The organism is Streptomyces sp. NPDC027672 (assembly GCF_055566335.1).
In genome coordinates this window covers 111,128-130,931 of the sequence record NZ_JBVHSO010000010.1, presented here as the reverse complement: position 1 = coordinate 130,931, position 19,804 = coordinate 111,128, and the positions used below count along the sequence as shown (strand labels likewise).

Annotated in this window: 18 protein-coding genes; 12 read left to right on the top strand and 6 right to left on the bottom strand. The window is 73.9% G+C overall.

The window, feature by feature from the left end; translation table 11 throughout:
- Window positions 1-5: 5 nt before the first annotated feature.
- The 4 genes from ACZ4SV_RS24300 (at window position 6) to ACZ4SV_RS24285 (ending at window position 3,911) form a co-directional block, all read left to right on the top strand.
- Entirely contained in the window at window positions 6-1,166 is a 1,161-nt protein-coding gene (locus tag ACZ4SV_RS24300) for an acyl-CoA dehydrogenase family protein (RefSeq protein WP_468006377.1), read from the top strand.
- Between the two features lie 144 nt (window positions 1,167-1,310).
- Window positions 1,311-2,048, top strand: coding sequence for an enoyl-CoA hydratase family protein (locus ACZ4SV_RS24295; RefSeq protein WP_397937694.1), 738 nt, complete (start codon window positions 1,311-1,313; stop codon window positions 2,046-2,048).
- A complete protein-coding gene (locus ACZ4SV_RS24290; RefSeq protein ID WP_365876240.1) occupies window positions 2,036-2,641 on the top strand; it encodes a TetR/AcrR family transcriptional regulator in 606 nt (201 codons plus the stop codon). Before ACZ4SV_RS24295 ends, ACZ4SV_RS24290 begins: the two co-directional genes overlap by 13 nt.
- A gap of 244 nt (window positions 2,642-2,885) precedes the next feature.
- Window positions 2,886-3,911, top strand: a complete 1,026-nt coding sequence (locus tag ACZ4SV_RS24285) for an isopenicillin N synthase family dioxygenase (RefSeq protein ID WP_365876242.1) — start codon at window positions 2,886-2,888, stop codon at window positions 3,909-3,911.
- A 143-nt stretch (window positions 3,912-4,054) separates the two neighbouring features.
- Here ACZ4SV_RS24285 and ACZ4SV_RS24280 read toward each other — a convergent pair whose 3' ends face one another.
- Entirely contained in the window at window positions 4,055-5,155 is a 1,101-nt protein-coding gene (locus ACZ4SV_RS24280) for a citrate synthase 2 (RefSeq protein WP_365876244.1), read from the bottom strand.
- A gap of 175 nt (window positions 5,156-5,330) precedes the next feature.
- Between ACZ4SV_RS24280 and pdxH the strand changes: the two genes are divergently transcribed.
- Together pdxH and ACZ4SV_RS24270 are read left to right on the top strand one after the other, a co-directional pair.
- Window positions 5,331-6,017 (top strand): pyridoxamine 5'-phosphate oxidase, encoded by a 687-nt coding sequence (pdxH, locus tag ACZ4SV_RS24275; protein ID WP_468006376.1) that lies wholly within the window; start codon window positions 5,331-5,333, stop codon window positions 6,015-6,017.
- Window positions 6,018-6,397: 380 nt separating this feature from the next.
- Window positions 6,398-7,807, top strand: a complete 1,410-nt coding sequence (locus ACZ4SV_RS24270; RefSeq protein WP_468006375.1) for a PAS domain-containing protein — start codon at window positions 6,398-6,400, stop codon at window positions 7,805-7,807.
- Window positions 7,808-7,930: 123 nt separating this feature from the next.
- Here the strand turns inward: ACZ4SV_RS24270 and ACZ4SV_RS24265 are convergent, their stop codons facing one another.
- Window positions 7,931-8,686, bottom strand: coding sequence for an SIS domain-containing protein (locus ACZ4SV_RS24265; RefSeq protein WP_365876250.1), 756 nt, complete (start codon window positions 8,684-8,686; stop codon window positions 7,931-7,933).
- A gap of 378 nt (window positions 8,687-9,064) precedes the next feature.
- Here ACZ4SV_RS24265 and ACZ4SV_RS24260 point away from each other — a divergent pair, with 378 nt between their 5' ends.
- A complete protein-coding gene (locus ACZ4SV_RS24260; protein WP_030734521.1) occupies window positions 9,065-9,757 on the top strand; it encodes a metal-dependent transcriptional regulator in 693 nt (230 codons plus the stop codon).
- Window positions 9,758-10,030: 273 nt separating this feature from the next.
- Window positions 10,031-10,972, top strand: a complete 942-nt coding sequence (locus ACZ4SV_RS24255) for an alpha/beta fold hydrolase (protein ID WP_468006374.1) — start codon at window positions 10,031-10,033, stop codon at window positions 10,970-10,972.
- A gap of 210 nt (window positions 10,973-11,182) precedes the next feature.
- On the opposite strand, the gene ACZ4SV_RS24250 is transcribed toward ACZ4SV_RS24255, so the two are convergent.
- Complete coding sequence (locus ACZ4SV_RS24250; RefSeq protein WP_468006373.1) at window positions 11,183-11,848, bottom strand: bifunctional DNA primase/polymerase; 666 nt, start codon at window positions 11,846-11,848, stop codon at window positions 11,183-11,185.
- 299 nt (window positions 11,849-12,147) lie between these two features.
- Between ACZ4SV_RS24250 and ACZ4SV_RS24245 the strand changes: the two genes are divergently transcribed.
- Both ACZ4SV_RS24245 and ACZ4SV_RS24240 read left to right on the top strand, forming a co-directional pair.
- Complete coding sequence (locus ACZ4SV_RS24245; RefSeq protein ID WP_365876256.1) at window positions 12,148-13,533, top strand: transcriptional regulator; 1,386 nt, start codon at window positions 12,148-12,150, stop codon at window positions 13,531-13,533.
- Window positions 13,534-13,734: 201 nt separating this feature from the next.
- On the top strand, window positions 13,735-15,507 hold the full coding sequence (locus tag ACZ4SV_RS24240; protein ID WP_468006372.1) for a hypothetical protein: 1,773 nt from the start codon (window positions 13,735-13,737) through the stop codon (window positions 15,505-15,507).
- A gap of 31 nt (window positions 15,508-15,538) precedes the next feature.
- Here the strand turns inward: ACZ4SV_RS24240 and ACZ4SV_RS24235 are convergent, their stop codons facing one another.
- Window positions 15,539-16,855 carry an ABC transporter substrate-binding protein gene (locus ACZ4SV_RS24235; RefSeq protein WP_468006371.1) on the bottom strand — a complete coding sequence of 439 codons (1,317 nt, stop codon included), beginning with the start codon at window positions 16,853-16,855 and terminating at the stop codon, window positions 15,539-15,541.
- Window positions 16,856-16,972: 117 nt separating this feature from the next.
- Between ACZ4SV_RS24235 and ACZ4SV_RS24230 the strand changes: the two genes are divergently transcribed.
- Both ACZ4SV_RS24230 and purU read left to right on the top strand, forming a co-directional pair.
- Window positions 16,973-17,473 carry an SCO4402 family protein gene (locus ACZ4SV_RS24230; protein ID WP_365876262.1) on the top strand — a complete coding sequence of 167 codons (501 nt, stop codon included), beginning with the start codon at window positions 16,973-16,975 and terminating at the stop codon, window positions 17,471-17,473.
- A gap of 40 nt (window positions 17,474-17,513) precedes the next feature.
- Window positions 17,514-18,398 (top strand): formyltetrahydrofolate deformylase, encoded by an 885-nt coding sequence (purU, locus tag ACZ4SV_RS24225; RefSeq protein WP_365872470.1) that lies wholly within the window; start codon window positions 17,514-17,516, stop codon window positions 18,396-18,398.
- Between the two features lie 58 nt (window positions 18,399-18,456).
- Here purU and ACZ4SV_RS24220 read toward each other — a convergent pair whose 3' ends face one another.
- Both ACZ4SV_RS24220 and ACZ4SV_RS24215 read right to left on the bottom strand, forming a co-directional pair.
- Window positions 18,457-18,975 (bottom strand): EF-hand domain-containing protein, encoded by a 519-nt coding sequence (locus ACZ4SV_RS24220; protein WP_468006370.1) that lies wholly within the window; start codon window positions 18,973-18,975, stop codon window positions 18,457-18,459.
- Between the two features lie 184 nt (window positions 18,976-19,159).
- Window positions 19,160-19,540, bottom strand: coding sequence for an STAS domain-containing protein (locus tag ACZ4SV_RS24215; RefSeq protein WP_365872474.1), 381 nt, complete (start codon window positions 19,538-19,540; stop codon window positions 19,160-19,162).
- Window positions 19,541-19,804 lie beyond the last annotated feature (264 nt).

Below are 19,804 nucleotides of genomic sequence, written 5' to 3'. Positions count from 1 at the left end.
GCTCCATGTCTCCCGTCATCGAAACCGAAGAGCACCAGGACCTGCGGTCCGCGGTGGCCGCCCTCGGCAAGCGCTACGGCCGGGACTACGCCGTGCGGACCGTCGCCGAGGGAAAGCACCCGTCCGCCCTCTGGTCGGAGGCGGGCAGACTCGGCTATCTGGGAGTCAGCCTCCCGGAGGAGTACGGCGGCGGGGGCGGCGGCATCGCCGAACTCTCCATCGTGCTGGAGGAGCTGGGAGCGGCCGGCTCGCCCCTGCTCATGCTCGTCGTCTCCCCGGCCATCTGCGGCACGGTGATCTCCCGCTTCGGCACCGAGCGGCAGAAACGGCGCTGGCTGCCCGGCATCGCCGACGGCACCCGCCTGATGGCCTTCGGGATCACCGAACCCGACGCCGGCTCGAACTCCCACCGCATCACCACCACGGCCCGGCGGGACGGCACCGACTGGCTGCTCACCGGCCGCAAGGTGTTCGTCTCCGGGGTCGACATGGCCGACGCCGTCCTCATCGTCGGCCGCACCGAGGACGCCCGCACCGGGACCCTCAAACCCTGCCTGTTCATCGTCCCGACGGACGCCGAAGGCTTCCGCAGGCACCCGATCGACATGGAGATCAACGCGGCGGAGAAGCAGTTCGAACTGGTCCTGGACGACGTACGGCTGCCGGCCGACGCCCTGGTGGGCGACGAGGACGCCGGGCTGCTCCAACTGTTCGCCGGGCTCAACCCGGAGCGGATCATGACGGCCGCGTTCGCGATCGGCATGGGCCGCCACGCGCTCGGCAAGGCCGTCGCGTACGCCCGCGACCGCACGGTCTGGAAGGCACCCATCGGCGCCCACCAGGCCATCGCGCACCCGCTCGCCCAGGCCCACATCGAGCTGGAACTGGCCCGGCTGATGATGCAGAAGGCGGCCCATCTCTGCGACGCGGGGGACGACACGGGCGCGGGCGAGGCCGCCAACATGGCCAAGTACGCGGCGGCCGAGGCCTGTGTGAAGGCCGTCGACCAAGCTGTGCACACCCTCGGCGGCAACGGCCTCACCCGCGAGTTCGGCCTCGCCTCGCTGATAACGGCCGCACGCGTGGCCCGTATCGCCCCGGTGAGCCGGGAGATGATCCTCAACTACGTCTCCCACCAGACCCTGGGCCTGCCCAAATCCTATTAGGCACCCCGTGTCAGGGCGGAACCGTGATCCACAGGGCGTACGGGGGGCCCGCACACCTTCGTCGCCCGCCGGATCACCTTCTACCGGCACCGTCCCCCGCGCCGCCTCCCGCAGGATCCCGCGCGGACAGCTCAGGGAGCACCCATGACCGACCTCGTCACCCGCACCCGCGCGCGGGGCGTCCACACCCTCAGCCTGGACGCCACCGGGACCCGCAACGCCCTGTCCGCCGCCCTCGTCGCGGAACTCTCCGGAGCCCTGGCCGACTGCGCCGGGGACCCGGACGTCCGCGCCGTGGTCCTCACCCACACCGGTACGACGTTCTGCGCCGGCGCCGACCTGCGCGACCCGCCCGATCCGGCCGCCCTGGTGGCGCTGCTGCGGCAGCTCGTGGAGCTGCCCAGACCGGTCGTCGCCCGGGTCACCGGCCAGGTCCGCGCCGGCGGCCTCGGCCTGCTCGCCGCCTGCGACATCGCCGCGGCCTCCCGCACGGCCGGCTTCGCCTTCACCGAGGTACGCCTCGGAGTCGCCCCCGCCGTGATCTCCCTCGCGGTGCTCCCGCGCGCCGACCCCCGCGCCCTCGCCCGGTACTGCCTCACCGGCGAACGCTTCGACGCGGCCGAGGCCGTGCGCCTGGGCCTGCTGACCATGACCGCCGACGACGTCGACACCGCCCTCGCCCCCGTCCTGGACGGCCTGCGCCGTTCCGCGCCCGAGGCCCTGGCCGAGACGAAACGGCTGCTCACGGCTAGGGTGCTGGAGACATTCGACCGGGACGCGGCGGAACTGACCGCGCTCACGGCCCGGCTGTTCTCCTCCGGCGAGGCCCGGGAGGGGATAACGGCCTTCCTGGAAAGACGTGATGCGGCATGGGTGGTGTGAGTACGACCGAACGCGAGCGCGTTCCCAAGCAGGACCGCAGCCGGGCCACCCGGCAGCGGCTCCTGGAGGCCGCCGTGGCCTGCCTCGCCGCACACGGCTGGGCGGGCTCCACGGTCGCCGTCGTCGCCGAACGCGCCGGCGTCTCCCGGGGCGCCGCCCAGCACCACTTCCCGACCCGCGAGGACCTCTTCACCGCGGCCGTCGAGTACGTCTCCGAGGAACGCTCCCTCGCGCTGCGGGCCCTGTTCCCGGACGGCCCCGCCGACCGCCGGGCCGTCGTCGCCGCCCTCGTCGACCTCTACACCGGCCCCCTCTTCCGCGCCGCCCTGCACCTGTGGGTCGCCGCCTCGAATGAGGAACAACTGCGCCCGCGCGTCACCGAACTGGAGGCCCGCGTCGGCCGCGAGACCCACCGCATCGCCGTCGACCTGCTCGGCGCCGACGAGTCCCGCCCCGGCGTCCGCGAGACCGTCCAAGGGCTCCTCGACATGGCCCGCGGCCTGGGCCTCGCCAACCTCCTCACCGACGACACCGCCCGCCGCGAACGGGTCGTCGCCCAGTGGGCGGACCTGCTGGGCCAGGTCCTGGACTGAGCCGTCCGCGACCACGTGGCCGCCCGGCCGGGACCGGCACCCGGCGCGTTACCCTTGGCCCATGCTTCCGATGCTCGTCCGCCGCCGCCACGTGGACTACGTGCGCGTCACGAGCATGGGCTGTCCGCGCCTCGCCGCCTGACCAGCCCCCTGCATCTCCCTTTTTCTTCCCTTTTTCCGGCACCGGGGGCCGCCCACACCCTCCGGCGGCCACCCGTGCCCCGTAGACCCCGCGGACGCACCCATGACCACGCACACAGCGCCGTCGTACGACCAGCTCCCGATCATCGACCTCTCGGCCGCCGGCCGCGGCCCCCGGGACCGCGCCCTGCTCCACGCCCGGCTGCACAGCGCCGCCCACGACGTCGGCTTCTTCCAGCTCGTCGGACACGGCGTGACCCCGGCCGAGACCGAGGCGCTGCTCACCGCCATGCGCGCCTTCTTCGCCCTCCCCGAGGCCGACCGGCTCGCGCTCGACAACGTCAACTCCCCGCACTTCCGCGGCTACACCCGCACCGGCGACGAACGCACCGCCGGCGCCCGCGACTGGCGCGACCAGCTCGACATCGGCGCCGAACGCCCCGCCCGGATCCCCGGCCCCGGCGAACCCCCCTACTGGTGGCTCCAGGGCCCCAACCAGTGGCCCGCCGCCCTGCCCGGACTGCGCACCGCCGCCCTCGCCTGGATCGACCGGCTCAGCGCGGTCGCCCACCGCCTGCTGCGCGAGCTGCTGACCGCGATCGGCGCCCCCGCCGGCTTCTACGACCCGGTCTTCGGCGACCACGCCCACCCGCACCTCAAACTCGTCCGCTACCCCGGCAGCGCGGCCGACGGCACCGGCCAGGGCGTGGGCGCCCACAAGGACTACGGCTTCCTCACCCTGCTCCTCCAGGACACCGTCGGCGGTCTCCAGGTCCAGCGCGAGGACGGCCGCTTCCACGACGTACCGCCGGTCGAGGGCGCCTTCGTCGTCAACCTCGGCGAACTCCTGGAAGTGGCCACCGACGGCTACCTCCTCGCCACCAACCACCGCGTCGTCAGCCCGCCCGGCGCCACCGAGCGCTACTCGGTCCCGTTCTTCTACAACCCCCGTCTGGACGCCAGGATCGAGCCCCTGCCCTTCCCGCACGCCTCCCGGGCCCCCGGCATCACCGACGACCCGGCGAACCCGCTGTACGCCGAGTACGGCTACAACGAACTCAAGGGCAAGCTGAGGGCCCACCCGCTGGTCGCCCGGCGGCACCACGGAGACCTGCTGACACCGGCGTGACCGCCGGGCCCGGAGGGCCGCTCCCCTGGGAGTGCACCCCGAGGGGCTCTCCGGGGCGCGGGGAACCGGGCGAGCCACCACGGCCCGCCCGCCCGCGCGCCCGCCCCCGGGCCCCGGGTGCTCCTCCGCTCCGGACGCCCCGCTCAGCGGGCGATGTCCGGGTACCCCTCGATGTCCTCGGGCCGCCGCGGACCCGGCCCCATGTACCGCGCCGACGGCCGCACCAGCCGCCCCGTCCGCTTCTGCTCCAGGATGTGCGCCGACCACCCGGCCGTCCGCGCGCACGTGAACATCGACGTGAACATGTGCGCCGGAACCTCGGCGAAGTCCAGCACGATCGCCGCCCAGAACTCGACGTTGGTCGCCAGCACCCGGTCGGGCCGCCGGCTGTGCAGCTCCTCCAGCGCCGCCTTCTCCAGCGCCTCCGCCACCTCGAACCGCGGCGCGCCCAGCTCCCGCGCCGTCCGCCGCAGCACCCGGGCCCGCGGGTCCTCGGCCCGGTACACCCGGTGCCCGAAGCCCATCAGCCGCTCACCGCGGTCCAGCGCCTGCCGCACGTATGCCTCCGCGTCACCCGTGCGCTCGATCTCCTCGATCATCCCGAGCACCCGCGACGGCGCACCGCCGTGCAGCGGACCCGACATCGCGCCGACCGCGCCCGACAGTGCCGCGGCGACGTCCGCGCCCGTGGAGGCGATGACCCGGGCCGTGAAGGTCGAGGCGTTCATCCCGTGCTCGGCGGCGGACGTCCAGTAGGCGTCCACGGCCGCCACGTGCTTGGGGTCCGGCTCCCCGCGCCAGCGGATCATGAACCGTTCCACCACCGAGTTCGCCTTGTCGATCTCGCGCTGCGGCACCATCGGCAGCCCCTGCCCGCGCGCGGACTGGGCGACGTACGACAGGGCCATGACGGCGGCCCGCGCCAGGTCGTCGCGGGCCCGCCGCTCGTCGATGTCGAGCAGGGGCCGCAGCCCCCACACGGGGGCGAGCATGGCCAGCGCCGACTGCACGTCGACGCGGATGTCACCGGAGTGCACCGGGATCGGGAACGGCTCGGCGGGCGGCAGACCGGGGTTGAAGGCGCCGTCGACCAGCAGGCCCCACACGTTCCCGAACGACACCTGTCCGACCAGGTCCTCGATGTCGACGCCCCGGTAGCGGAGGGCGCCGCCCTCCTTGTCCGGTTCGGCGATCTCCGTCTCGAACGCGACGACCCCTTCGAGTCCGGGTACGAAATCGGACATCAGGCGGCTCCTCGTAGCTGTGGGCGGCGGTCACCCCGGTGATGCCCCGGCCCGCCGGTGGTCACCCGTGGTCAACCCGACCGCAAAGGGAGCAGCACGATAGCGCCCGGTGCCACGCTTGGGGAGACCACACGACACCCAGTGCCATACCCGTTCGATACGGCAAGATGACCGCGTGACCGACCGCGACCCGCTTCCGGACCCCGTCCTCGACCCCGCCGCCATGCGCAAGCAGTACCGGGCCGACGGCCTCGCCGAAGAAGACCTCGCCACGCATCCGATGGACCAGTTCGCCCGCTGGTTCGAGGATGCCGCCCGGGCGGCCCTGCACGGCACGCTCTACGAACCCAACGCGATGGTCGTCTCCACGGCCGACGCGGCGGGCCGCCCCAGCTCCCGCACGGTCCTGATGAAGCAGTACGACACCGAGGGCTTCGTCTTCTACACCAACTACGGCTCCCGCAAGGCCCGCGACCTCACGGAGAACCCGCACGTCGCGCTGCTCTTCCCGTGGCACCCGCTGGCCCGCCAGGTCATCGTCACCGGCACCGCCCGGCGCACCGGCCGCGACGAGACCGCCGCCTACTTCCGCACCCGCCCGCACGGCTCCCAGCTGGGCGCCTGGGCCAGCGCCCAGTCCACGGTGATCGCCTCCCGCACCGAACTCGACACGGCCTACGCCGCACTCGAGGCCCGCTACCCGGACGACGAGAAGGTTCCGGTACCGCCGCACTGGGGCGGTTTCCGCATCGCCCCGGAGACGATCGAGTTCTGGCAGGGCCGCGCCAACCGCCTCCACGACCGCCTGCGCTACACCGCCCGGCCGGACGGCACCTGGCGGATCGAACGCCTCAGCCCCTGACCCCCCGGGCGACAACGCAGACGACCCGCGGGCTGGGTCCCTCGAAAGAGGAGCCGGCCGGACGTACCGGCAGCCCGCGGGTCGGGTGACTGCTATGGGATTGGGCCGGCTGCACGCGGTGATCGCGCACGGGTCCGGCACCGCACATGCCGTGGTGACGGGCCGCTAGCCCGCAGCCACCTCACGCGTCCGGTTCTCATACATCTGCCGAACCACCTCCCTTCTCGTGTACCGACAGACTAGGAAGCGTCCGCGAGCCGCTCAACTCTTTTTTCTTACGGGAACAGGGTGTGGGCTGGGTCACGTTCCAGTTGAATGAAGGACGGTGGCGAACCGAGCGCCGTATGTGTGGACGCGGACGCAGTTTTCAGGGGGTCCAGGTGAGTGCTTCGCGGCGGAGTGGGGCCACGGACGAGCTGGGGCCGGACGAGCCCGGCGAGCCGGGTTCCGATCTGCTCGCCGCCCTGCTCGACGGCATGGACGCGGCGTTGTGCGCGTTCGACGCGGACGGGGTCGTCACGCACTGGAACCGGGAGGCCGAGCGGATCCTCGGATGGACGGCCGCCGAGGCCGTCGGGCGGCACGGGTTCGCCGGGTGGGCGGTGCGCAGCGCCGACGCCGAGGAGGTGCAGGCCCGGCTGATGGCGGCGATGCACGCGCCGGGCCGGCAGGTGCACGAGTTCGCGCTGGTGACCAAGGACGGCGGGCGGGTGCTCGTGCGCACCCAGTCGGCCGCCGTGCGCGGGCCCGACGGCAAGCCCGCCGGGGTGTACTGCGCGTTCAGCGAGGTGCACGCGCAGATCGACCTGGAGCGGTCGATCGCGCTGAGCGAGGCCCTGTTCGAGGACGCGGCCTGGGGTGTCGTGCTCGTCGACGCCGATCTGCGGCCCGCCGTCGTGAACGCCTACGCGGCGCGGGCGCTGGGCGTCGGGCGGACGTCGGCGCTGGGCCGGCCGCTGGGCGAACTGCTCGCGCAGGGCGCGGAGGAGCTGGAGGCCGCGCTGACGCACGTCCTGGCCGAGGGCGCGCCGCCGGCGCCCGCCGAGATGTGGGTGGCCGTGCGGACCGCGGAGGGCGAGCGGCGGCGCTGCTGGCGGAGCGGGTTCCTGCGGCTGGCCTCGCCGCTGGCGGAGGAGCCGGTGCCGCTCGGCGTGGGCTGGCTGTTCCAGGACGTCACCGAGGACAGACAGGACCGGCAGGAGGCGTCCCTGCTGCGGTTCCGGTCGAACCAGTTGCACCGCGCGGCCCGGGCCGCCGCCGAGTGCGACGACCCGGTGGAGGCGGCCGTCGTCCACCTGGACTTCGCCCTCGCCGGGTTCGCCGACCACGGGCTGGTCGACCGGGTGACGGGCCCGGCGCGCGCGGAGGGCGACGGGTCCGGGGAGCCGGTCCGGCTGGTACGGCTGGCCACCACGCCCGCCGGGGCGCCGGGGCCGAGCCTGCTCACGGGCGCGGCCGGGCTGCCGGTGCGCTACGGCGACGGCCATCCGGCGGTGCAGTGCGTGCAGCGGACCGGGTCGGTGCGCGCGGACGCCGGGACGGTGCCGGCCGAGCGGGCGCGGGAGTGGGCGCTGGAGCGGCAGTGGCCCGCCGACGCGGTGTACGCGCTGTGCACGGTGCTGCGCAGCCGGGGACGGACGCTGGGCGTGGTGACCTTCCTGCGCGCGGCCGGCCGCAGCCGTTTCGAGCGGTCCGACACGGCGTACGCGGAGGACGTAGCCGTACGGATCGCGACGGCCCTGGACCTGGCGGACGTGCTGCGGGAGGCGGCCGGGGGAGCGGCCCGCTGAAGGCGCTCGTGGAGGGGTCCGGCGAGGGGAGCCCGCCGGGTTCCCGGGTTCCGGGTGCGGTCGGCGGGTTCCCGGTGGGGCAGCGGCGGTGTCCGGGTGGGTCGGCGGCGGTGTCCGGTGGGGTCAGCGGCGGTAGAAGATGCGGTCGCCGTACTCCGCCATCACCCGGCCGTTCCACTCGTGGCCGCCGTCGACGTTGCCGCTGCGCAGCAGGGGCGGCTCGATGCCGCGGTCGGCGAGGGCGGCCGCGGCGGTGGCCATGACGGCCTGCATCAGGGCGGTGGTGACGACCGTGGAGGCGGGCGCGAAGGGCGCCGGGATGGTGTCCAGGGTGAGTTCCGCGTCGCCGACCGCGATCTTGGAGTCGAGGACGAGGTCGCAGTGGTCCTTGAGGAAGGTCCCCGAGCCGTGCCGGGAGGTGGTCTGCGCGGCGTACGCCACCGAGGTCACCCCGATGACCCGCAGCCCCCGGGCGCGGGCGCTCTGGGCCATCTCCACCGGCAGGGCGTTGCGGCCGGACAGGGAGATGATCACGAGGGCGTCGCCGGCGCGGACCGGTGAGGTGTCCAGGACGGCGCTGGCGAGGCCGTCGACGCGTTCGAGGGCGGAGCCGAGGGTGGCCGGGGTGACGTCGACGCCGACGACGCCGGGGACGGCGAGCAGGTTCATCAGGGCCAGGCCGCCCGCGCGGTAGACGACGTCCTGGGCGGCCAGCGAGGAGTGCCCGGCGCCGAAGGCGAACAGGCGGCCGCCGGCCGCGACGGTGTCGGCGAGCAGGGCGCCGGCGGCGGTGATCGCTCCGGCCTCCTCGTCGCGGACCCGTTGCAGCAGGCCGATGGCGGCGTCGAAGAACAGGTCGGCAGCCGTGCCGTCGCTCATGCGGTGCCCCTTCGCAGCGTCTGTGTCGCGGATCACGGTGCGGTCTGGACCAGTGCGGTGTCAATACGGCCGGAGGGCACGGTCGCGCCGGGTCACGACCGTCAGGGGGACGCCTGGGCGCGGGCGTTGTGGCTGAAAACGTGCGCCTGGGGCGGGAGGCCGGTCCGGAGTCGGTGGGCGCGTTCCGGCCACGTGCGCCCGGCCGGGCGTCGCGCCGCGCGCCCGGCGGTGCCGGCCCGCGCACCGCCGTCACCGCGCGTACCCTCCACCACGTCGTGGTTTCCCCGGCGCCGCCCGCTTGTCAGTGGGATCCGGCAGAATTGGTGTCAGGGCCAGCGCACGCGCGAGGCTGCCGGCAGAGGTAATCGAGGGGCACGTATGTCCGGACTGATCGACACCACGGAGATGTATCTCCGCACCATCCTCGAACTCGAAGAGGAAGGCGTAGTCCCCATGCGCGCCCGCATCGCGGAGCGGCTGGACCAGAGCGGGCCGACGGTGAGCCAGACGGTGGCGCGTATGGAGCGCGACGGTCTGGTGTCCGTGGCCAGCGACCGGCACCTGGAGCTGACGGAGGAGGGACGCCGGCTGGCGACGCGCGTGATGCGCAAGCACCGTCTGGCCGAGTGTCTGCTCGTCGACGTGATCGGGCTGGAGTGGGAGCAGGTGCACGCGGAGGCGTGCCGCTGGGAGCACGTGATGAGCGAGGCCGTGGAGCGGCGCGTGCTGGAGCTGCTGCGGCACCCCACCGAGTCGCCGTACGGCAACCCCATCCCGGGCCTGGAGGAGCTGGGCGAGAAGGACGGGGCGGACCCGTTCCTGGACGAGGGCATGGTGTCGCTGGCCGACCTGGACGCGGGCGCGGACGGCAAGACGGTCGTCGTCCGCCGGATCGGCGAGCCGATCCAGACGGACGCGCAGCTGATGTACACGCTGCGCCGGGCGGGCGTGCAGCCCGGCTCGGTGGTGAGCGTGACCGAGTCGCCCGGCGGAGTGCTGGTGGGCAGCGGCGGCGAGGCCGCCGAACTGGAGGCGGACGTCGCCTCGCACGTGTTCGTCGCCAAGCGCTGAGACGAGGTGAGGGCCCCGGCGCACTGGGCGCCGGGGCCTTGCCCTCCCCCGTGCTGACCCGGAGCCCCGAGCTCTCAAGGTCATTCCCTTCGGACCGGCTTTTCCCCGAGCGGTCCGCCTCCCGCAGAAGAGATCCCCTCCGGTGCGGCGATCATTCACCGACGGGTGTCACTCAAATGAGGGGTGTTGTCCGCGGAGACGGATCTTTCGAATAGGTATTCGATAACCTGAGGCGACTGGACGGCGACAGGCGGAGCTGGGGGTGCCAGGCCGATGGCACGGCGTATCGATGTGACGGGAGCGGGCGGGGTGCGCCTGGCCGCCTGGGAATTCACCGATCCCCCGGAGCCGGAGCCGGAGCCGGAGCGGGAGCCGGAAGCGCAGGCGGAGCCCGGACCGCGGTCGGGGCCCGGCGCCGAGGCGTCCGGGGCCACGGCGGAGTCCGGCGCTCCGGGCGTGCTGTTACTGCACGGTCTGATGGGCCGCGCCTCGCACTGGGCGGCCACCGCCCGCTGGCTCGCCGGACGCCACCGCGCGATAGCGCTCGACCAGCGCGGCCACGGCCGCAGCGAGAAGCCCGGCCCGCAGGCGTACACCCGCGAGGCGTACGTCGCGGACGCCGAGGCCGCCGTCGAACAGCTCGGTCTCGCCCCGGTCGTCCTGATCGGCCACGCCATGGGCGCGCTGACCGCCTGGCAGCTCGCCGCCAGACGCCCGGACCTGGTGCGCGGCCTGGTCATCTGCGACATGCGGGCCTCCGCGCTCGGCGCGGCCTCGCAGCGCGAGTGGGCCGAGTGGTTCGGCTCCTGGCCCGTGCCCTTCGCCGACCCGGCCGAGGTCCGCAAGTGGTTCGGCGAGGACGACCCGCGGGTGGAGCGGCCCGACCCGGCACGCGGCGCGTTCTACGCCGAGGTGATGCACGAGGGCGAGGACGGCTGGCGGCCGGTGTTCGATCCGGAGCAGATGCTCAGCTCCCGCGAGACCTGGGTGTACGACGCCCACTGGGACGAGCTGGCCCAGGTGCGCTGCCCGGCGCTGGTGGTGCGGGGCGTGGACGGCGAGCTGGGGCGGGCGGAGGCGCAGGAGATGGTGCGGGTGCTGCCGCGGGGCGAGTACGCGGAGGTCCCGGACGCGGGCCATCTCGCGCACTACGGTCTGCCGGCGGCCTGGCGGGAGGCCGTGGCGCCGTTTCTCGACGCGCTGCCCAAGGGCTGAGGCGCTGCCCGAGGTCTGAGCTGTTGCCCGGGGGCTGAGGTGCTGCCCGGGGGCTGAGGTGTTGCGCGGGGGCTGAGCTGTTGCCCGGCCTCGTGGTGGTGCCCGGGCCGTGAGGCGTTGCCCGCGGCTGGTACGTGCGTGGTGCCCCGTGTCCCCGAGGGGAGCGTGGGGCACCACGCCGGCGAGCGTCCGCGGACGGCGCGGCGACCGCTACCGGTCCCGGCCGCAGGCGTAGGCCAGGGGTGAGATCAGTTCCTCCGCGTCCGGCAGCCAGCGGTTCTCCGGGGTCGGCCGGCAGGCCCACTGCACGGCGCCCCGGGACCCGAACCGGGTGGGCGGCGCGGCCACGTACGCGCCCTCGCCCAGTGCCACCAGATCCAGTGCCGCCGGCGACCACCCCTGCCCCCGCACCAGGTCCGCCAGCTTCGCCGACGCTCCCGGCAGGACGAAGAACTGCATCCGCCGGTCCGGGGCCAGCGTGACCGGTCCGAGCGTGCGCCGCATCCGTTCCATCCGGGCCATCGCCAGGAACCCGGCGCTCTCCGGGACGGACAGCGCGTCGAACGTGCGCCCCGTCGGCAGCAGGACCGAGGCCGTCGGCTGCTTCTGCCACATCCGGCGCACGGCGGTCGCGCTGCCGGTCGCCTGGGTGGTCCAGTCGGGGCGCGCGGGGTGCGCCCCCGGCGCGCGGCAGGAGGGGTCACCGCACGAGCAGCGCTGCGTCCCGTCGGCGTCTTCCAGCCAGGTGCCCGCGAACACGTCCCAGTGCCGCTCCTCGGCGTAGCGTACGGCGGCCTCCAGCAGGGATTCCCCGCGCTGCTGCGGAATCTGACCGGAAAAGTGAGGGTGCTGGGCGTCCGCGATCGTCTCTTCCACGCCCCACTCAACTCCCGCACCCATCCGGGGTTACGGCCGCGGCGCGCGCGGGGGAGGAGCATCGATTCGCCGCTCGGGGCGCATGGAGGCATGTCCGGGGGCGCGCGGGAGGAAGCGGGGCGTGTGCTGGGTAGCCAGGGCTGGGGTGGGCATCCGCCGTTACCCCGGCAAACCGCACATGTCGTGCATTGACGGTATGTCAGGTGGGCAGTGATCGAGCCGAACGGATCGTCTCGGCCGGAACTTCACGCTCCGGAGGATCGCAACGCTCCAGGAGACCGCACCGCAGGGGGTAAGCAATGGCCGCAAGGCCTCTCGTGGCGAGGCAGCCGAACGAACGGCTGCAGGCACTCATCCAGGAAGCGGGGTGCTCGAACGCCGGGCTGGCCCGGCGGGTCAACATGTGCGGCGCCGAGCACGGCCTCGACCTGCGCTACGACAAGACGTCCGTGGCCCGCTGGCTGCGCGGCCAGCAGCCCCGGGGCCGGGCACCGGCGATCATCGCCGAGGCGCTCGGGCGCAAGCTGGGCCGTGCGGTCACGATCGACGAGATCGGCATGGCCAACGGCAAGAACCTCGCCTCGGGCGTCGGCCTGCAGTTCTCGCCGACGGTCCTGGGCGCCATCGAGCAGGTCTGCGAGCTGTGGCGCAGCGACGTGGGGCGCCGGGACTTCCTGTCCGGCTCCTCCGTGGCCGCTTCCGCGCTGGTCGAGCCCAGCCGTGACTGGCTGATCTCGGCGCCGGACGCCCAGGTGGCCCGGCAGGCCGGCCCGCGCGTGGGCCAGTCCGACGTGGCCGCCGTACGGTCCATGACCCAGGCGCTGGTGGATCTGGACCACCAGTACGGCAGCGGGCATGTGCGCCCGGTCCTCGTGCACTACCTCAACAGCGTGGTCTCGGGGCTGCTCGCGGGCTCGTACCGGGAGGCGGTGGGCCGGGAACTCTTCGGCACGGTCGCCCGGCTGACCGAGCTGGCCGGGTACATGGCCGTGGACACCGGTCAGCCGGGCCTCGCCCAGCGGTACTACATCCAGTCGCTGCGGCTCGCACAGGCCGCCGGCGACCGCGGCTACGGCGGTTACGTCCTCGCCGCCTCCATGAGCCACCTCGCCGCACAGCTCGGGAACCCGCGGGAGATCGCCCAACTGGCGCGGGCCGCGCAGGAAGGGGCGCGCGGGCATGTGCCGCCGCGCGCGGAAGCGCTCTTCCACGCCGCCGAGGCGCGCGGGCACGCCCTGCTCGGGGACGCGCGCGCGGCCCAGGCGGCGGGCGGCCGGGCGGTCGCGGCGATGGAGCGCGCGGACGGAGCCGCCGGGGACGACCCGGTGTGGATCGCGCACTTCGACGAGGCGTATCTCGCCGACGAGCTGGCGCACTGCCACCGCGACCTCGGGCAGCCCGAGCAGGCGGCCCGGTATGCCGAGCAGGCGCTGGCCGGTCATGCCCGGTCACGGGCCCGCCGGCGCGCCATCGGCTATGTGCTGCTCGCCACCGCCCAGGTGCAGCAGCGCGAGGTCGAGCAGGCGTGCCACACCGGTATGAAGGCGGTGGAGCTGCTGGAGACGCTGCGCTCCAACCGCGGCGCCGAGTACCTGGACGACCTCCAGCAGCGTCTGGAGCCCTTCCGGGAGGAGGCGGTGGTACGGGAGTTCGGGGCGCGCCTGGAACTCCAGCAGGCCGCGTGACACCCGTCCCGGGGCGCGGCGGACGGCACCCGGTGTGCGCCGGGTGCCGTGAACAGCGCCTCGCGGGGCGGATCCGTCACCGCTGACGCCGCCCGGCGGAGCACGGGCAAGATCACGTTTTGAGCTGCGTGGCACCCGGCTCCGGGGACCCGGTAGCGTGAGCCGACGATTTCACAAGGTCCCCCATTGGTAGGAGTCCCGGTGACGCAGAGTGGACAGGGCGAGGAGCCCTCGGCGCGGCCCGCGCGCGAAGGCATCGTGCTGCCCTCCGACGGAGGCGAGCCCCTGCTGCCGGGCACGACCGCGCCGCCCGCGCCCGCCGCCCCGGCCGGCGGGCAGACCTGGGACGGTTCCTGGGGCTCCGGGCAGCAGGCGCCCCAGCCCGGTCAGGGCTGGCCCCCGGCGGCGGCCCCGCAGTGGACCGGCCACGACCAGCAGCCCCGCCCCGCGGCGGGCCCCGGCCCCCTGCCCCCGGAGGGCGCCCCGGCCCCGTCGTACGGCGGCCAGACCCCCGGTTACGACGGCCAGGCACCCGGTGGCTACGACGGTCAGACGTCTGGCTACAACGGCCAGACCTCCTCCTACGACGGCCAGGCTCCCGGCTACGACGGCCGGACCGGTTCCTACGCCGGACAGCCCGGCCCCGGTGCGGCCCAGCAGTCCGGGTACGGCACGCCGGACCCGTACCAGCAGCACCAGCAGCCGCAGTACCAGCAGATACCGGAGCACCAGCAGCCGTACCCCGGGCAGTCCGCGGCGCCGCTGCCGCCCGCCGCGCCCGGCGCGTACCCCAACGCCGGTGCCCCGCTGCCGCCGCCGGCCGACGCCGCGACCCAGTACCTCCCGCCGGTTCCCGGGGCGGGCACCGGCCCGGCCGCCGCCGAGGGCGCCACCCAGTACCTGCCGCCCGTGCCGGCCGAGGGCGCCACTCAGTACCTCCCGCCGGTCCCCGCCGGGCCCGCGGGCCCCGGGGACGCGGAGGCCACGCAGTACATCCCGCCGATGGCGGCCGGCGCGCTGCCGCCGCAGCCGGGCGGCGACGAGACCCGCTACCTCGGCCGGGCGCCCCGTCCGCAGGCGCCCGCGCCCGCCGACGCGGAGGCCACGCAGTACATCCCGCCCTACGCCGCCCAGGCGCAGGGCGGCGACCGGCAGCCGCCCGCCGAGTTCGACAACCTCTTCCGCGGTGGCCCGGCGGGCGACGACGGCCCGGCCGGCTCCACCCAGCAGCTCCCGCGCGTCGAGCAGCCGGACGCCTATCCCGGCGCGGCACCGGCGTCGTACCGGCCGGCTCCGGCGGCGTACGACGCGGAGCCGGGCCACGACGGCGGCGGCCGGCGCGGCGGCCGGTCCCGGGTGCCGCTGATCGCCGCCGTCGGTGTGGGTCTGATCGTGGTCGGGGTGGGCGTCGGCGCGCTGCTGAGCACCGGCGGCGGCAAGGACGACACCCAGGACGCCGACCAGACGGTCGCCGCCACCTCCCCGGCCGCCCAGCCCTCCGCCTCGCCCACCGTCGATCCCGCCCGGGAGCAGGCGGTGGCGCTGGACAAGCTGCTCGCGGACAGCGGCAGCAGCCGGGCCTCGGTCATCCAGGCGGTGTCCGACGTGCGCGGCTGCGACAACCTCGACCAGGCCGCCGCCAGCCTGCGGGACGCGGCCAGGCAGCGCGGTCAGCTCGTCACCCGGCTCAACCGGCTCTCCACGGACAAGCTGCACGCCCAGGGGCACCTGCGGGACGCCCTGACCAAGGCCTGGCAGGCGTCGGCCGCGGCCGACAACCACTACGCGGCCTGGGCCGACCAGGCCAAGGGGCACAAGGGCTGCCACAAGGGGCACGCCCGGACCACCGGCGAGACGCAGGCCGGCAACCGCGACAGCGGCACCGCGAGCCAGCAGAAGGCGAAGGCGGCGCCGCTGTGGAACGCGATCGCCAAGCAGTACGGCCTCACCCAGCGCCAGCCCACCCAGCTCTGACGGCCGCGGCGGGCCCCGGCACCGGGGCCCGTCAGGGCACGTCCGCGTGCGCCAGCACCGAGGTCATGTCGGCGACCCCGTTCCGGCCGCCGTCCTGCCCGGCCGCGACCAGCTTGCCGTCCCGGACCACCTGGAGGGTGACGTCGGCGTTGACCAGCCGCGGGAAGCCGACCGAGGCCAGCTCGCCGTCGTAGGGCCAGCGCAGGGGCGGGGTGAGGCCGCCGGTGGAGACCCGCAGCCCGTCGTTGAGGGTGTGCCGCACGGTGTCGGCGCTCACCTCGCCGTCGCCGATCCGCTCCAGCACGGCCCTGAGCACGGTGTAGGCGATCCACGTGGTCTGCACCCCGGCGTCCGCGGGATCGATGCGGTCGTCGTCGAACGCCTCCTCGTTGATCACCTTCTTCATGGGGTCCCAGCGCGGATCGGAGGCGGCCGGGTACCAGCCGGTGATGTACGACCCCTCGTACGGCCCGGACGCCCCGCCGGTGGCGTTGATCACCGTCTGGTCGACGCTGCCGAGCACGGTCGCCGTGCGCACCTCCGGGAAGTCCTGGCGGGAGCGCCGGAAGGAGTCCATGAAGGTGTCCGTGCGGTCGCCGAGCGCGGGCACCACACAGCCCTCCCCGGCCGCGCCCTTGGTGGCCGAGCGCAGCGCCCGCTCGGCCTGGTCGCCGTACTCGGTGGCGTCCTCGGCGGCGAGCTGGTCCCGGGCGTCCGGGTGCCCGCCGGCCTTCAGGCCCGAGTCGAGCAGCGCGGGGAGCTGGTCGCCGGCGATGCTGTCGGGGCGGACCAGGGCGATGCCGCCGCAGTTCGCCGCGAGGGCCTTGCCGAGACCGGCCAGAAGGGCGGGCTGGCCGCCGTTGACCGGGTAGGACATGGTGCCGGTGAACTCGTCGTTGGTGACGCCGTAGCCGCCTATGTAGGGGATGCCGGCGCCTTCCAGCGGGGCCAGGAAGGAGTCGCCGAACTGGCTGTAGGAGCCGACGACCGCGACCACGTCCTCGGCCGCGGCACGCTTCGCGCACTTCGCGGCGCCGACGCTGTCGTTGTGGTCGTTGCAGGTCAGGACCTCGAGCCTGTGGCCGTGGACCCCGCCGTGGGCGTTGACCCACCGGGCGTAGGCGAGGGCCATCGCGGGCATGCCGGGCTTGTTGGTGGCGTCGGTGTCCTGCGGGGCCCAGGTCATCACCCTGACCGGATCGTCCCCGGAGCCCCCCGTGGCACCGGGGACGATCCCGCACGCGGCGGTGAGCGACGCGCACAGGGCCGTGGCGCCCAGGGCGAGGGCGGCGGCCCGGACGGGGCGGGGGAGGGCGGGAAGAGGGCTGGTGCGTCGCCTGCCGGTCATGGGCCCACACGATTCCCTCACACCGCTAACCGGGAAGTGACCCACGCGCAACGACGGGTGACATCACGGTGAATTACGGGGTCCGGCGAGGGCCGGAGGCCGGGGAACGTACGATCGGTGACCGTGCAAGGTTCGGAGAACTCTTCCCGTCGCGGCCGTCGCTCCTCCACCATGGGCGGCATGCCCCTGAACGACATGCCGTGGTGGCGCTGGCGCAGCAACGTGCGCTCGGCGCTGCACATGCTCTCCGACCCGGTGTTCCAGCGGGACGTCTGGCTGGCCGGCGTCGACGGCTACGGCGACGTGACGGACGCCGTGTACCGGCTGGTGGAGGACACCTGGCTGGACAACTGGTCGGCGGAGAAGTACGTCGGCACCATCTTCCGGGACTCGCAGGAGGCGGCGCTCGTCGACACCGCCGTGCTGCGGGTGCTGCGGATCATGCACCAGGTCGGCCCGGACGCGCCGGTCTCCGCGTATCTGGAGCACTCGGGCTGGCCGGACGCGGTCCGGGCGGCGCGGGACGCGCACCTGCGGCTCGCGGCGAGCGACGGCGACGATCCGGACGCGCCGCCGCAGAGCCTGGAGATGCTGCGCATCCTGACGCGGTCCGCCTAGCGGACCCGCGCGGGGTGGCCGGTATGGGACCCTGTAGTGCATGACCGATCAGTCCGCCTCCTCCGCCGCCGCGCCGGCCGACCAGTACGTCCTGACGCTCTCCTGCCCGGACAAGCAGGGCATCGTGCACGCCGTGTCGAGCTATCTGTTCATGACCGGCTGCAACATCGAGGACAGCCAGCAGTTCGGCGACCACGACACGGGACTGTTCTTCATGCGCGTCCACTTCTCGGCCGAGGCGCCGGTGACGGTGGAGAAGCTGCGGGCCAGTTTCGCCGCGGTCGGCGACTCCTTCCACATGGACTGGCAGCTCAACCGGGCCGACCAGCGGATGCGCATCCTGCTCATGGTCAGCAAGTTCGGGCACTGCCTGAACGACCTGCTGTTCCGGGCGCGGATCGGCGCGCTCCCGGTGGACATCGTCGGCGTGGTCTCCAATCACACCGACTTCCAGGAACTGGTGGGTTCGTACAACATTCCCTTCCACCACCTCCCGGTCACCAAGGACACCAAGTCCGAGGCCGAGGGGAAGCTGCTGGAGATCGTGCGCGAGGAGCAGGTCGAACTGGTCGTCCTCGCCCGCTACATGCAGGTCCTCTCGGACGACCTGTGCAAGCGGCTCAGCGGCCGGATCATCAACATCCACCACTCGTTCCTGCCCAGCTTCAAGGGCGCGAAGCCGTACCACCAGGCGCACGCGCGGGGCGTGAAGCTGATCGGCGCGACGGCGCACTACGTCACCGCGGACCTGGACGAGGGGCCGATCATCGAGCAGGAGGTCGAGCGGGTCGGGCACGGCGTGACGCCGGACCAGCTCGTCGCCCTCGGCCGCGACGTGGAGTGCCAGGCGCTGGCGCGCGCCGTCAAGTGGCACGCGGAGCGGCGCATCCTGCTGAACGGCCGCCGGACGGTCGTCTTCGCCTGAGCCGGGGCCGCGCCCGGAGGCCGGCCCGCGAGCCTGACGGGCCGGCTGGCGCGTGCGGTCAGGGCTGCTCCGGCATCGTGAAGTAACGGGCGAAGGCCGGTACGACGTCGGTTTCCCCGATCTTCCCGTCGCCGTCGGTGTCGAGCGCGCCGGCGCTCGTCTCGGCGAGCGGGTCCGGCACCCGCAGGGCGCGCAGCGCGCGGGCGGCGTCCGGGACGGTGACGCGGCCGTCGTCGTCGGTGTCGGCGACCGCCAGGGCCGCGTGCAGGAAGGGCCGGGCGATCTCGGCGAAGCGGCCGGGTCTGTCGCTCAGCCGCTTGACCGCGCCGCTGACGAACTCCGCGCGGGTGATGCGCTGGTCGCCGTCCCGGTCGGCGATCCCGGCCATGCCCTGCCAGAACGCCTCCGCGCCGGCGTACAGCGCCTGTCCCTTGGCGGAGCGGGCGGGCACGGCGAACTCGGCGAGCAGCGCCTTGGCCGCCGCGCTGAAGTCCTCGCGGTCGATGGAGCCGCTGCCGTCCTGGTCGAAGGTGGCGAACCGGGCGGCGATCCTGCGCTCGTACTCGGTGCTGACCATGTCTGTGGGGGCCGCCTTACGTGATGAGGGCCGTACGTGCGGTCCACCGGAGGTGAGGCTCCGCGGGACCTGGCGGGAGCGTACGACGAAGGTGGCCGGCGAATGGCGGAAAACCGGCGACTGTGCCAAGACCGGGGGAATTCCGCGGGAACGGGGTGACCGGGCCGCGCTGTCGTGCGCCGGCTCAGGCGGACAGCGGTCCCGCCTCGTCCGTGGTCGCGGAGTCGAGGTCGGGGCGGACGTCGAAGAGCCGGCGCACGCCGAGCGCGCCGAGGACGCGGTTGACGTGCGAGCCGTCGACGGCGCCCTGGTCCGGCAGGATCAGCCGCAGCCGGCCCTGGCAGGAGCGGATCAGCCGGCGGGCGGCGATCAGGACGCCGACCCCGCTGGAATCGCAGAAGAACACGTCCGAGAGGTCCACGACGAGGCTGTGGTGGCCCTCGGCGACGACGTCGTGCACGCGCTGGCGCAGCACCGGCGCGGTCATCAGGTCCAGTTCCCCGGACACCTGGAGCACGGCCCACGCGCCCTGTTCGACGCCGGTCACCTTGAATGCCACGGCCACGCCTTCCGCTCGCCGGATCTCCCGGAACCGCCCGGAAACGGAAGCAGTTCCTACGTTTCCCTCCGCGCGGCTGCCCACCGGCCGTTCCCTGAAACGCGGGACGGTAAACGGCAGATGATCGACAAGGGGCGCCTTTCAGTCACTATCGATCGTGTTTGATCAAAGACGTGCGTGCCTCGTGTGCAGGTTGTGTGAAGGGGGCAGTATCACCTGCGGCGCGTCCAGGGGCGCACATTGACACAAAGGGGCGTGCGCGGTCGGACC

Excerpts from the sequence above, each read along its gene's own strand:
- ACZ4SV_RS24300 (WP_468006377.1), top strand. The coding sequence starts at position 6 with ATGTCTCCCGTCATCGAAACCGAAGAGCACCAGGACCTGCGGTCCGCG.
- ACZ4SV_RS24295 (WP_397937694.1), top strand. The coding sequence starts at position 1,311 with ATGACCGACCTCGTCACCCGCACCCGCGCGCGGGGCGTCCACACCCTC.
- ACZ4SV_RS24290 (WP_365876240.1), top strand. The coding sequence starts at position 2,036 with ATGGGTGGTGTGAGTACGACCGAACGCGAGCGCGTTCCCAAGCAGGAC.
- ACZ4SV_RS24285 (WP_365876242.1), top strand. The coding sequence starts at position 2,886 with ATGACCACGCACACAGCGCCGTCGTACGACCAGCTCCCGATCATCGAC.
- ACZ4SV_RS24280 (WP_365876244.1), bottom strand. The coding sequence starts at position 5,155 with ATGTCCGATTTCGTACCCGGACTCGAAGGGGTCGTCGCGTTCGAGACG.
- ACZ4SV_RS24265 (WP_365876250.1), bottom strand. The coding sequence starts at position 8,686 with ATGAGCGACGGCACGGCTGCCGACCTGTTCTTCGACGCCGCCATCGGC.
- ACZ4SV_RS24260 (WP_030734521.1), top strand. The coding sequence starts at position 9,065 with ATGTCCGGACTGATCGACACCACGGAGATGTATCTCCGCACCATCCTC.
- ACZ4SV_RS24255 (WP_468006374.1), top strand. The coding sequence starts at position 10,031 with ATGGCACGGCGTATCGATGTGACGGGAGCGGGCGGGGTGCGCCTGGCC.
- ACZ4SV_RS24245 (WP_365876256.1), top strand. The coding sequence starts at position 12,148 with ATGGCCGCAAGGCCTCTCGTGGCGAGGCAGCCGAACGAACGGCTGCAG.
- ACZ4SV_RS24235 (WP_468006371.1), bottom strand. The coding sequence starts at position 16,855 with ATGACCGGCAGGCGACGCACCAGCCCTCTTCCCGCCCTCCCCCGCCCC.
- purU (WP_365872470.1), top strand. The coding sequence starts at position 17,514 with ATGACCGATCAGTCCGCCTCCTCCGCCGCCGCGCCGGCCGACCAGTAC.
- ACZ4SV_RS24220 (WP_468006370.1), bottom strand. The coding sequence starts at position 18,975 with ATGGTCAGCACCGAGTACGAGCGCAGGATCGCCGCCCGGTTCGCCACC.